We start from the raw sequence: 11,609 nt of genomic DNA on the forward strand, positions 1-11,609 counted from the left end.
AAGGTCTCTCCTGATGCCTCCACCCCGCACTCCGTCCGTCGCCGTCGTGGGCCTCGGCTACATCGGACTGCCCACCGCCGCGGTCCTTGCCAGCGTCGACGTGCAAGTCACCGGGGTCGACGTGAAGAAGAGCACCGTCGATGCCGTCAATGCCGGAGAGCTGCCCTTCGTTGAACCCGACCTGGGTACGGTGCTCGCCGGTGCCGTGTCGCAGGGTTCGCTGACGGCCTCGCTGACGGTACCGGAGGCAGACACCTACATCGTCGCCGTTCCCACTCCGTTCAAGGACGGAAAGGTCCCCGACCTCTCCTACATCGAAGAGGCGACGCGCAGCATCGCCGCGAAGCTCACCGGTGGAGAGCTCGTCATCCTCGAGTCGACGTCGCCCCCCGGCGCGACGGAGTTCGTCGCGCAGACCGTCATGGAGACGCGTCCGGACCTCACACTGGAGCCGGATCTGCCGAACACCGTCTACTTCGCGCACTGTCCCGAACGAGTCCTTCCCGGACGCATCATGATCGAGCTGCGCACAAACGACCGGATCATCGGGTCCGTCAACGGCGACGCCGGTGAACGGGCACGAGACCTCTATCAGCTGTTCTGTGAAGGCGAGATGCTCCTCACCGACGCACGGACTGCTGAGATGGCGAAGCTGACGGAGAACGCGTTCCGCGACGTGAACATCGCGTTCGCGAACGAGCTCTCACTCATCGCCGACCGCGTGGGAGTCGACGTGTGGGAACTCATCGAGCTGTCCAACCACCACCCGAGGGTGAATATCCTGCAGCCGGGCCCCGGAGTGGGCGGCCACTGCATCGCGGTCGACCCCTGGTTCATCGTCTCATCCGCGCCGAAAGAAGCCCGGATGATCCGCAGTGCACGCGAGATCAACGACGCGAAACCGGAGTACGTCCTCCATCAGGTCGTTCCGCGGGCGCAGCGGTTCAAGCAGCCACGTATCGCAGTCCTGGGACTCGCGTTCAAACCCGACATCGACGACCTGCGCGAAAGCCCTGCAATGCACATCACCGATGAACTCGCCCGGCGGTTGCCCGAGGCAGACATCATGGCCGTCGAACCGCACATCGACGAACTCCCGTCGTCCCTGAGGACACACGGAAACGTCGTGCTCACGGAGTTCGAAACCGCGATGTCTGCAGCTGACCTCGTCCTGCTGCTCGTCGATCACACGATCTTCAAGAACGCTGACCCTTCCGCGCTGACGGCCGCCCAGATCTTCGACACCCGCGGTGCGTGGCGGAGCATCTGAGAACCGCCATCGCTCACGACACCGCTCAATCTGACGTGGTCGGTGTCGTCGAGGCACTCCGTTCGAACACGAAGACGGTCGCCGAACTCGCATCCACGTCGAGCTGGAGGGCAGTGCCGCCCTCCAGCTCGTCGGAGTACGGAAGGGTTTCCGGCAAAGGCAGCGGCTCCAGGTAGTCCGACACCATCGGTTCCGTGAGGTTCTCCGCGGAGACCTGTGAGGCCGCGATCGCGGCGTAACCGTCCGGTACGTCGATGCTCATCGGCGTGGCGTCGATGTCCGCCGCATCGGCCGTGCTGAGCACCGTCACGACGATCTGATCTGCCGCCTCGTCGTGGACGGCGTAGGTCCGCACATCGCTGCGAGCACCTTCGGTGGAAAGAAACTCACCGTTCGCGCTCATCGATGCCAGGCGCAGCGCAGCGTGGTTGTTCTGCCCCACGATCGCCGCCGGATCGTCCTCTGCTGTGCAGACAACAGACATCGGGGCCCCGCCCAGACAATCGCCCAGCATGGAGTGCATCGCCATCCGCTGCACTCCCAGCTGAGCCGCATGCAGGGTGTAATCGATGGTCCACAGTGCTTTCGACTGTGTCCGCGAGGTGTCGTTGGTGCCAGGGCAGCTGGTCGGGCCGGTCTCTTCGACCCAGAGTGGCAGGCCCGCTTCATCGGCCACCCCCAGCCCGATGCCAAGGATCCGCGCCGCAGAGTCATGCACCTCAGGATGGACGAAGTTCTCTGCCTGCGGACCTCGACCCGGCACCTCTGTCGACTCGCAGTCGTAGAGCGCGTACCAGTGCTGACTCACCGCCGCCTTGTCGGCTACATCCGATCCTGCGAACCCACGCATCCACTCGGCGTCGAACGCTCCGGGCCCAGCGATGGGCAGGCCGGGCGCCGCATCCGCGACCGCCGCGGCGTACTCCTCCACCTGCTGCACATAAGCATCGACGTCCCAGGAGTCGTCGCGGACGCGGTGGTTCGGCTCTCCCTCCACGGTAAAGCCGTTCGGCTCGTTGCCGATCGAGACGGCGACCAGAGCATCACCGAGGGACTGCTGCGCATGTGCGGCCATGTCCGCGCCCCGCTCCGGGTCGAAGTCTCCGAGTGGAAGCCCCAGAGTCACCTTCGCGTCCGTCGCATCCGTCAGCTTCCGCAGCCGCTCCAGATCCTCCGGTTGAACGACTACGTCGTCGGAGTCGTCGGATGTCTCGCCTGATGACGTCCAGAACAGGTTCCGGTCCAGTCTGTTCCCTCCGAAGCGCAGCGCAGGAGAACCCAGCTCATTGAGACGTTCATCCAACGTCGATGCTTCAGGATCGAGGCGCGGATCAGCCAGGTCGGTTGCTTCCAATGAGATGCCGATGTTCTCCGGCCGAACACGTCCACCGACTTTGTCCAGCGAGACGGACAGCTCCACAGGGTCGCCGAATGAGGCGTGCTCGCCCAGGTCCTGCACGAACTCTTCGGCATCGTCGCGGAGGGTCAGCCCGGGAGCTGAAGGTGGTTCGGGAGGCTCCGTCGTGCGGGTCCCCCGCTCTTCGTCGACTCCCAGGCTGCATCCTGCGAGCAGGAACACTCCGGCCGAGGCCAGCGCACACAGGTTTCTCACTCGGGTCCTCACCAGAGCAGTCTATTGGCAGTCCTGCGAGCGTCGGACGTCTAGGGGTGGGACCACCGTGCGCGGGCGGTCTCCGTGGGACCGTTGACCTCGGTGAAACCTGCGTCGACCACGCGCACCGGTGCGGGCGGTGCACTCGCCCAGGACGCGTCGGATGCGAACTCCACACGGACGCGGAAGTCCGCAGCGCGCCACTGCGCGCGCGTCTGGTCGGGCATCTGCTCATATGCCAGCTGCGCTGCGTGGCCGCACTGTGCCGCAGCCTTGCCCGTCGTGAGAGTCGCCGCCGGAGTCAGCTCGATGACGACGAGCGCTCCAGTCGTCGCGCTCGATGTCGTGGCTGGATCTGCTGAGCCGTCGTCGGATTCGCTCACGCCGAGCGGGAATTCCGTGCCGCCGACCTGCAGCTTCTTCAGCTCCCGCGGCAGAGGTTGCACCGGGCCGGGAGGCAGCACCAGGACGTCCACCGGCCCGAAGCCATGGGCGCTATCGCGTTGCACACGCACGCACCCCAGTGCGGCGGCGTCCTCGAACTGCTTGCCGTCTCCCCGGCGCACGACCTTGCGGATGGCGCCATGCCGCCAGTGCTCGAGGGCCTCGTGCCATTCGCCCTCGGGCTGGGAGCGGGGGTCGTCGAGGAAGGTGACGACGGCCTCGGCGGCGGCCTCCAGCACGTCGACGTGACGGGCGATGTGCGTCTTTGACCTGCGGACCACCACGGGCAACGCCCACGGGATGTCGTGGTCGCTCTCATGTCGCCGCATCCGGGAGACGTCCGGGCATGCGGAGTCGGCAGTGCCGGTCTCCGCATCGGCCTCGCTCACGCCTGCTGCCCGGACTTCTCCACGACCTGTCGCTGGATGCGGGTGAGCATCCCGGACATGCCGTTGAGCCGCAGAGGGCTCACCGCCTTCGTGAGCGACAGTCGCAGCGGGAAGTCCGCGGGGACAGCAAGGACCTCACCGACCGTGCGGCCATCCAGCCCCTCTTGGAGGATGCCGGCGAATCCGCGGGTGGTGGGCGACTCCGGCGGGGCGGAGAAGAACAGACGGACCGTGCCGTCCTTCGGGTCGTCCGCCGGTTCGACCTCGGCGATGACGAAGATCGGCGACTGACATTCCGGCACCGGCTCCAGCAGCTCCGGGTGGTCTGCGTAACGGTCGGGCAGTGCGGGCAGCTCGTCGCTGAACTCGAGGAGGATCTCCAGCAGTTCGTTCTGCGCCGCGGCTGCGAAGTCGTCCGCGATCTCCTGGAGGCCGCCGGGCAGCGGGGCGTTCGTGGTGTCGGTCATGCGCGGGGCGCCTCCCCCGGTTCCGCACCCGTGACGATGGGCACGCGCACGACGTTGCCCCACTCCGTCCAGGAGCCGTCGTAGTTCTTCACGCTGTCGAAGCCCAGCAGGTGCTCGAGCACGAACCAGGTGTGCGAGGAGCGCTCACCGATCCGGCAGTAGGCGATGATGTCGCCGTCAGCCTTGAGGCCCAGGTCGTCGAGGTAGAGCTTCTGCAGTTCATCGGCGGAGCGGAAGGTGCCGTCATCGTTCGCCGCCTTAGCCCACGGCACCGACTTCGCGGTGGGGATATGGCCGCCGCGCAGGGCGCCCTCCTCCGGGTAGGCGGGCATGTGGGTCCGCTCCCCCGTGTACTCCTCCGGGCTGCGCACGTCGATGAGCGGGATGTCGCCGATCGCGTCGCGGACCTCCGGCAGGAACGCGCGGATCTGGGAGTCGTCGCGGTCGACGACCGGGTACTCGGTGGGGGTGGGATGGGGCTTCTCGCGGGTGTACTCGCGGCCCTCTGCCTCCCACTTCTGGCGGCCACCGTCCATGAGGCGCACGTCGTCATGGCCGAAGAGGGTGAAGACCCACATCGCGTAGGCGGCCCACCAGTTCGACTTGTCGCCGTAGACGACCAGGGTGTCCTCGCGAGAGATGCCCTTGGCGGACATGAGCTGTGCGAAGCCCTCACCGTCGACGTAGTCGCGGGTGACGGGATCGTTGAGCTCCGTGTGCCAGTCGATCTTCACGGCCCCCGGGATGTGGCCGGACTCGTACAGGAGGACGTCCTCGTCGCTTTCGACGATGACGACACCCGGGGTCTCCAGGTTGTCGGCCACCCACTGCGTGCTCACGATGCGCTCCGGACGCGCGTAGGCCTCGAACTTGGGGTCCGAGGTGTCTGTGGGAACGCGGGGTGCGGTGGAATCTGTCATGGTGCCTCCAAATGGGGGTGGAGTACGGGTAGGGAGAGCCTTCCGCCACAACCATACGGAGGCGGGCGTCTATTCCCCAGTCCGCGTGCTGGACGTGCTCGAGGTGCTCGCCCAGGTGCGGGTGAAGGCGGTGCCCAGCTTCTTCCACGATTCGTCTCGGATGAAGATCGCATCGACCGCGATCATCGTGAGCGAGAACCACGGCAGACCCATGAGGACGCCGATGCCGATGTGGAAGCTGAGGATGCCCAACAGCGCGACCACACGGGTGCCGCGGCGCAGCAGCATGAACGGGAAGGCCATCTGCAGGATGATCGATCCCCAGCTGATTGCGGCGACCCCAGGGCCCCAGACCGTGAGGAGGTCCGCCAGTCCCGGCCAGGTGCTGAACTGCGCGACGTGCAGCGGGTCGTAGACGGCCCAGCCCTCCGACCACGGAGTGCCGCCGGCCTTGTACAGCGCACCGGACACGTAGATCGCGGAGACCTGGAAGGTCAGCACGATGAGCACGATGTTGTGTGCGAGGTTCGTCAGCTCCGCGGGCAGCAGTCGCTCCCCCGCCAGCTTGCGCTGCCACCAGGGCTTCGCGACCTCGATGGGACGGGCGCGGCGGCGAGCGTCCAGGGAGAGGCGCATCGAGGTGTCTGCGAAGAGCAGTGCGATGAGGAAGATGCGGTAGGCGTTGTCACCCTGGTCGCCGGCGGAGTCGTTGACCTCGATGAAGCTGACCCAGCCGATGAGGTAGATGGGCAGCATGATCCGCGTGCGCCATCCGAGCATGATGATGACGGCGAGGATGCCCAGCAGGATGTAGAGGAGGGTGAAGAGAGCGGGGTTGTCCGCGACGTTGTGGAAGAGGCTGAAGAGCCAGATGTTCGGGAAGTCGCTGACCGGTTCGGCGAGCTCCCCGTTCCAGGCGGAGCCTTCGCCGAAGGTGTAGAGGCGCGCGTTGAAGTTCGTCAGCAGCAGGCCGATGCCCACGAAGCCGATGATGATGCGGGTGACGGCGAGTCCGTACTGGGCGTGCTTGGTGTCCAGCAGCCAGTTCTCGGAGAAGAAGTAGAGGTCCGCGATGACCTTCACGATGCCGTGCCACAGCTGGGACAGGAGCCCGCGTGCGGTGCGGAGGATGCGGGCAGGTGTAGACGTCCTCTGGTTCATGAGCAGACATCCTCTGGTGCGGAGCAGAAGTAGTTCGCGAACTGTTCGCGCGACTGTCCGTCGCGCTCGATGAGTCCGCGCCAGCCGGTGTTGACCACCTGCAGCGGCGGCTTCTGAGCATCAGGCTCATTGCGTTCGGCGAACGGGACGACGTTCTGCCGGGTCGTCTGGAACTGCACGCGAGCGACGTTCTCACCCCAGACGGCGTAGGCGACCTGGGTGGCGTAGGCGGTGAGCTCCTCCTCGGCCTCGAGGTACGGGTCGACGGCTCCGTCGTCGTCGGACTCGAGGTCCTCCTCCAGCCGAGGCTGCCACTCGTCCTGGACATAGTCGACGGCGACGACGGCCTCATGATCGTCGTTCAGATCGTCGTAGGCGCTCTTGTGCGCGGAGGAGACGTTGATCGCCAGGTTCGCGGCGCGCGGTGGGAAGAGGTTGTGGCGCGACAGGGAGATCTCCACATCGGTGGCGCGCACCCAGTCGGTGACGCGCTCCTCGCCGTTCTCCACGACGACCGCGCGGATATCCAGGCGGTGGTCGCCGTTGATGGGTGCGGGGGCGAAGACGCTCCAGCTCTGCCCGTACATGGGGAGCATGTAGCTGCGCAGCGCATCGCCGGGGACGGCGTCGCGGGCGGGTCCTGCCGGTGCGATCCAGAGGAAGGAGGCCGCCACGTGCCAGGCGGTCATCACCAGTGCGACGACCATGCAGATGCGGATCCACAGAGGTCGCTTCGTGCGAGGTTGCGCCTGGGACACGTCAGGCGCTCCGCTGCTGCTCACGGTCGTGACTTTCGATCGCCGACGTTCCGCATCCACTCACGGTGAAGGCTGATGAGCTCGGCCGTGGTCGGGGAGAAGAACTGGCCTGCCGAGCTCTTGAACGTGCGGATCCGGTGACCGTTGTAGAACGCTCTGCGCACGTCAGTCGCCTTGCACACGATCCTCTCCCCCGTTGTCAGCACGAGGACGCTCGCCCCGGTGCGGTATCCGGTCTGCTGCGCTTCCACGCGATGCAGCTCGTCCCACCGCACGCGGCGTGTCCTGAAGGGGAACTGCCGCACCTCGATCCCACCCGGGGTCGCAAGGATGCTCGTGCGCCACGAATCGATGGCGAGGAGTGTGACGGCGGTGCACATCAGGACGAAGAAGATGAGGAGACCGATCCCCACCACCACCGCGGTCCGTTGGCCTGAGAATTGGCCTGAGAACAGGAGCAGGAGCGGTGCGCTGAGGGCGGTGGACCACATCACGCCCAGCATGACGAACGGCAGCACGAACAGCGCGCGCGTGCGTGGGTAGGCGAGCAGGACACGGCCCGGCCCCCAGACCTCGGCGAGCTTCGCTGCTCGCTTGTGCGCCCAACCCGGCCAGCCCGCATCGCCTTGCGGAGGCGGAGTGTGTCCCGGAGTGCTCACCGCGTGAGGAACCACCGCAGGATCTCTGCGAACTCTGCGGGCTTCTCCGAATGGACCCAGTGGCCGGCGCCTTTCACGGTGATCTGGCGGACCTTCGGGAAGTAGCCCTGCATGACGGGTTCCGCGGCTTCAGTGATGTACCCGGATTCCGATCCGCCCATCCACAGCGTGGGGCCGTCGAACACGCGGTCCTCCACGTCGGGGAAATCGCCGATGGTCGGCAGTGATCGGTAGAGCAGGTCGAGGTTCGGCTGCCACTCGTATCCATCGGCCGTCGAGCGGAGGTTCTGCAGGAGGAATCCGCGCGTGCCCTTGTTAGGGATCGGCTCCTGCAGCGCCTGGTCCGCATCGGTGCGCGATTCGAGGGCGCCGAGATCGAGCGCGGCGAGCGATCCCAGCAGGTGCTCGAACTCGCCTCCGTTGTCAGCGGCGACCGGTGAGATGTCGACGATGACCAGCCGGTCGACGATGTCCGGGTGCCGCAGTGCCAGCACCATCGCTGTCTTCCCGCCCATCGAGTGCCCGATGACGTCGACGGGCCCGTCTGCCGCAGCGCCCGTCCGCAGGGTGTCTGCCACCGCGTCGGCCATCGCGACGTAGGAGAACTCCTCTGTCCATGGGGACTCGCCGTGATCGGGCAGGTCCACGAGCGTGCTCGTGTGAGTGTCGGAAATGGCCTTCGCCGCGGTCGTGAAGTTCTTGCCGCGGCCGAAGAGACCGTGGAGGAAGACGGCCCTGTCGGGCCCTTCCCCCACGGTCTTCGTCGCCAGTGCGGCGCTGTTCTGTGTGCTCACATCTTCACTGTCGCACATCGGCTCTCAGACGTCAGCATGGTGGCGAGCCGCCGTCATGCCGTCAGTGTGCGGGCCTCAGCTGATCGCGTCGGCGACCGGGGTGTCGCCATCGTAGAAGTTCACCGTCTGGCGCACTCCCACGTTGCTCTTCAGGACGTGGGCGATGACGACGGCGACGTTGTCGCGGCTGGTGTCTGCCGCCTCGACGTCCTGATCGTCGATCCGGCCGTCCTTGTCCGCGACGACGATCTTCTCCGAGGCAGGCTCCAGCGTGAGCTTGCCCGGTCCCAGGATCGTGTAGTCGAGATCCGTCGAGCGGAGGTGCTCGTCCGCGTCGTGCTTCGCCTTGGCGTACGTGTAGAAGGGCTCCTCCGGGTCGACCGTGTCCTTGGACACGAGCGCGGTGGCGAACGAGACCATGATGAAGCGCGTCACGCCGGCCTGGACGGCAGCGTCGATCGCGCGCACCGCTCCCTTGTGGTCGACGGCCTTCGTGCGATCAGGGTTGCCCCCGCCGGCTCCCGCGGAGAACACCACGGCGTCTGCTCCGTCGAAGGCCTTCGCGAGGTCGTCGACGCTCGCATCCTCCAGGCTCAGTTCGACGGGGTTCGCGCCGGATGCGCGCACGTCCACCGCGTGGTCAGGGTTGCGGATGAGTCCGTCGACGTCGTATCCCGCATCGACGAGCCGGGGTGCTGCCAACAGCGCGATCTTTCCGTGCGCTCCGATGATGACGGCCTTCTTGTCAGCCATATCGCTGCCTCCTTCGTCAGGGGTGATGCCGAGTCCCGGTCGCCTCCCCATCTGGAGTGAGGCGCCGAGCTTCCTCCTGCCTCAACGCACTCAGGCGGCTGGTATTCCTCTGCGACGAACCAAGACGACGGAATCGTCGAGGTGGGCGTGAGCGCTATCAGGTGCCTGGACGTCGCGCGTGCGGATCCCGGCAGTGAGGGTCTCCCACTCGTGGGGATCGAGTGCGAGTGTGCTCAGTTCGTCCTCGGGCGATGGGAACTCTGCGGGGCCGCCGGTGTGGTGGTCGTGGTCGCTGGTGTCGTCGCTGGCGTGCTTGCCGGCGTGGTCGGCGTGGCCGCCCATCTGCTCCTTCGCCCACGACGGAGGTGCGGCGTGGGAGGTGAGGAGGAGGTGGCCGCCTGCTGCGACGAGGTCTGCCGCCGCGCGGAGGATCCGCTGCCGGTCGAGCGCGACCGGCGACTGGAAGAAGCTCGCGGTCACCAGGTCGAAGGGCCCTTTGAGGGACTCGTGACGATCGCGGTCGGCGAGGGTCGCGAGGTCCGCACGGACGAAGGCGGCACGGTCTTCGCCCAGGTCTGCGGCCTCGGCGGCGGTGCGGGCGCGAATGATCGCGGCCTGCGAGATGTCGACCCCGACGGCCCTCCACCCGCGCTGTGCGAGCCAGAGGACGTCGGCACCCTCGCCGCAGCCCAGGTCGAGCACGCTGCCGGGGATGAGGTGCTCGGCAGCGTCAGCGAGTGATGCGTTCACGTTGCCGGACCACACCTGCTCGTCGCCGTAGTGGGATTCCCAGAACGCGGTGGGGTCCTGGGGCGCATCGGCCTGAGGCGCGTGGTCGTGATTGTGGTTGGCATCGGTGCTCATTCCCCCACACTAATCGCGAAGGGATCGCAGGGGACGACTCGTTGTGCTGGGCTGGCAAAGAGGATGCGCGTATATCTGCGGGGCGATCAGTGCGGCTCTCTCCTCATGCGGCCGCGGCGGATCTCTCGCACGATGAGTTGCGCAGCCTGCTGCACCGTGTCGCCACCGATGCTCAGCGCTGAGGTATCCACGTGAGTCACCTCGTCGTCCAACCACGTTGCGACGAGGGTGACACTGGGGTGGTAGTACGACCACCAGGTGATCCCGTCCCACTCACCGCTGTCATGGATGTTCGCGGCAAGGCGCTGGGTGCGCCGCTTGTTCCGCTCGACGATGTGCGTGACTCGGTGAACGCCAAGACGGAGCAGGACGTTCGGGTCGGCGAGATCGGCCAGGCGGGAGGAGTCGGGGATCTCGTAGGTGCTCAGCGCCGCCACTGCCTCTGCGTTATGCGGCACGCGCAGCATGCCTTCACTCCATCTGGCCAGGGAGCCATACGTCTCTGCGACTGCGCCCACTGATGTCGTGCTGAAGTACCGCAGCGTGTACAGATCAGGGTTGTCCCACCGGCCGGAGCCCTGACCGGGTGGAACGAACAGAGCCCCGTAGGGCGCTCTGCTGTCCGCTCCCTCCACCCAGGGATGGACGCGATACACGCGCATCAGGCGTAGACGCCTGCTTCGTCGCCCGTGATCGCATCTAGGACTTCGGAGGTGCGGCCCTGGCGAATCATCTCCAACGGCGTCGCACCGTCGAGGAAGGCGTTGTGTCCGTTGAGCCAGTCCGGAAGGACAGAGTCGCTCCACACCATGCGGGCGCGGGAGGCGATGAACTCGAGGTCAGTGACGGCGCGAGCCACAGCTGTCGAGGGCTCAGTCTCGCCGGCTGCCCAGCGTGTCGGCTGACTGCGAGCGACTCCGACCCACTCCGCTAGATTCGCCTGGCCTCCCACAGCAGACGCCGCGGCGCGGACCTTCATGGGGAGAAGCTTCGGGCCCACGTCCTCACCACGGGCAGGCTTCTCGCGATGCTTCCCGCTAGCGCTGGTCTTGCCCGCGCTGGTTCTGTCCATTGCTGTATCGGTCATACCCACATTATCCGCCTGCAACATTCCTGTTGCAAGGAAAGTGCCAGACCACTCCGGTTTCCCCCAGTGATGTCGGGATCCGGGATCACCCCGCCCACAGTCATGGTCCGGTGTCGATGCGGTCGCCCCTCACCGCCTGGCGGCAGGAGGCGCACGAAGGACGACGTGTCGCAGGTGGGCAAAGCGGTGCTCATGGGCAGACAGTCGCGCAGGTCACCACCTACTCACCCCCTGTGAGTACTCACTCTCCGCTAGTATTCGATTGAGACTTCAAGGAGCTGCAGTGGACGAGAAGAAGGTAGACGGTCAAGTCCCTTTTCGTGGTGTTCTTCGGTAGTTCCTTTAACTTGGTATTAAGCAGCGGGGTCGGGCTACGAATCACGCGGTCAGCGGCATCACCACCCCGACCGGGTCGACCTCGGTCTGCCCAT

At 66.3% G+C, this 11,609-nt stretch carries 13 protein-coding genes; 1 reads left to right on the plus strand and 12 read right to left on the minus strand.

Annotated features, from left to right (window positions below):
• Positions 1-13 precede the first annotated feature (13 nt).
• A complete protein-coding gene (wecC, locus tag BSP109_RS14425; RefSeq protein WP_101601559.1) occupies positions 14-1,270 on the plus strand; it encodes a UDP-N-acetyl-D-mannosamine dehydrogenase in 1,257 nt (418 codons plus the stop codon).
• Between the two features lie 25 nt (positions 1,271-1,295).
• Here the strand turns inward: wecC and BSP109_RS14430 are convergent, their stop codons facing one another.
• The 12 genes from BSP109_RS14430 to BSP109_RS14485 all read right to left on the minus strand — a co-directional run bounded on the left by BSP109_RS14430 (position 1,296) and on the right by BSP109_RS14485 (position 11,178).
• Positions 1,296-2,894, minus strand: coding sequence for a hypothetical protein (locus BSP109_RS14430; RefSeq protein ID WP_257944719.1), 1,599 nt, complete (start codon positions 2,892-2,894; stop codon positions 1,296-1,298).
• 38 nt (positions 2,895-2,932) lie between these two features.
• The gene (locus BSP109_RS14435) at positions 2,933-3,715 is read right to left on the minus strand and encodes a peptidyl-tRNA hydrolase (RefSeq protein WP_257944720.1); all 783 of its coding nucleotides are present in this window, start codon (positions 3,713-3,715) and stop codon (positions 2,933-2,935) included.
• Positions 3,712-4,182, minus strand: a complete 471-nt coding sequence (locus BSP109_RS14440) for a SufE family protein (RefSeq protein ID WP_101601561.1) — start codon at positions 4,180-4,182, stop codon at positions 3,712-3,714. Before BSP109_RS14440 ends, BSP109_RS14435 begins: the two co-directional genes overlap by 4 nt.
• A complete protein-coding gene (locus BSP109_RS14445) occupies positions 4,179-5,102 on the minus strand; it encodes a sulfurtransferase (protein ID WP_101601563.1) in 924 nt (307 codons plus the stop codon). Before BSP109_RS14445 ends, BSP109_RS14440 begins: the two co-directional genes overlap by 4 nt.
• A 69-nt stretch (positions 5,103-5,171) precedes the next feature.
• Positions 5,172-6,263: an HTTM domain-containing protein gene (locus BSP109_RS14450; protein WP_101601565.1), complete on the minus strand. Its 1,092-nt coding sequence runs from the start codon at positions 6,261-6,263 to the stop codon at positions 5,172-5,174.
• Complete coding sequence (locus BSP109_RS14455; RefSeq protein WP_101601567.1) at positions 6,260-6,970, minus strand: DUF5819 family protein; 711 nt, start codon at positions 6,968-6,970, stop codon at positions 6,260-6,262. Before BSP109_RS14455 ends, BSP109_RS14450 begins: the two co-directional genes overlap by 4 nt.
• 71 nt (positions 6,971-7,041) lie before the next feature.
• Positions 7,042-7,680: a PH domain-containing protein gene (locus tag BSP109_RS14460; RefSeq protein ID WP_101601568.1), complete on the minus strand. Its 639-nt coding sequence runs from the start codon at positions 7,678-7,680 to the stop codon at positions 7,042-7,044.
• Positions 7,677-8,474, minus strand: a complete 798-nt coding sequence (locus tag BSP109_RS14465; protein WP_257944721.1) for an alpha/beta fold hydrolase — start codon at positions 8,472-8,474, stop codon at positions 7,677-7,679. Before BSP109_RS14465 ends, BSP109_RS14460 begins: the two co-directional genes overlap by 4 nt.
• A gap of 75 nt (positions 8,475-8,549) precedes the next feature.
• Positions 8,550-9,227 (minus strand): SDR family oxidoreductase, encoded by a 678-nt coding sequence (locus tag BSP109_RS14470; RefSeq protein ID WP_087004501.1) that lies wholly within the window; start codon positions 9,225-9,227, stop codon positions 8,550-8,552.
• 90 nt (positions 9,228-9,317) lie between these two features.
• On the minus strand, positions 9,318-10,091 hold the full coding sequence (locus BSP109_RS14475) for a bifunctional 2-polyprenyl-6-hydroxyphenol methylase/3-demethylubiquinol 3-O-methyltransferase UbiG (protein ID WP_101601571.1): 774 nt from the start codon (positions 10,089-10,091) through the stop codon (positions 9,318-9,320).
• Between the two features lie 86 nt (positions 10,092-10,177).
• Positions 10,178-10,753: an RES domain-containing protein gene (locus BSP109_RS14480; protein ID WP_101601573.1), complete on the minus strand. Its 576-nt coding sequence runs from the start codon at positions 10,751-10,753 to the stop codon at positions 10,178-10,180.
• Positions 10,753-11,178, minus strand: a complete 426-nt coding sequence (locus BSP109_RS14485; RefSeq protein ID WP_146001179.1) for a hypothetical protein — start codon at positions 11,176-11,178, stop codon at positions 10,753-10,755. The genes BSP109_RS14480 and BSP109_RS14485 overlap by 1 nt, the downstream gene beginning before the upstream one ends.
• Between the last annotated feature and the right edge of the window lie 431 nt (positions 11,179-11,609).

The sequence above is a fragment of the Brevibacterium sp. Mu109 genome (genome assembly GCF_900169375.1).
Lineage (GTDB): Bacteria > Actinomycetota > Actinomycetes > Actinomycetales > Brevibacteriaceae > Brevibacterium > Brevibacterium yomogidense_A.

Bases quoted from the DNA above. Each gene is read 5' to 3' on its own strand.
- wecC (WP_101601559.1), top strand. From the start codon at position 14: ATGCCTCCACCCCGCACTCCGTCCGTCGCCGTCGTGGGCCTCGGCTAC.
- BSP109_RS14440 (WP_101601561.1), bottom strand. From the start codon at position 4,182: ATGACCGACACCACGAACGCCCCGCTGCCCGGCGGCCTCCAGGAGATC.
- BSP109_RS14445 (WP_101601563.1), bottom strand. From the start codon at position 5,102: ATGACAGATTCCACCGCACCCCGCGTTCCCACAGACACCTCGGACCCC.
- BSP109_RS14450 (WP_101601565.1), bottom strand. From the start codon at position 6,263: ATGAACCAGAGGACGTCTACACCTGCCCGCATCCTCCGCACCGCACGC.
- BSP109_RS14455 (WP_101601567.1), bottom strand. From the start codon at position 6,970: ATGGTCGTCGCACTGGTGATGACCGCCTGGCACGTGGCGGCCTCCTTC.
- BSP109_RS14470 (WP_087004501.1), bottom strand. From the start codon at position 9,227: ATGGCTGACAAGAAGGCCGTCATCATCGGAGCGCACGGAAAGATCGCG.
- BSP109_RS14475 (WP_101601571.1), bottom strand. From the start codon at position 10,091: ATGAGCACCGATGCCAACCACAATCACGACCACGCGCCTCAGGCCGAT.
- BSP109_RS14480 (WP_101601573.1), bottom strand. From the start codon at position 10,753: ATGCGCGTGTATCGCGTCCATCCCTGGGTGGAGGGAGCGGACAGCAGA.
- BSP109_RS14485 (WP_146001179.1), bottom strand. From the start codon at position 11,178: ATGACCGATACAGCAATGGACAGAACCAGCGCGGGCAAGACCAGCGCT.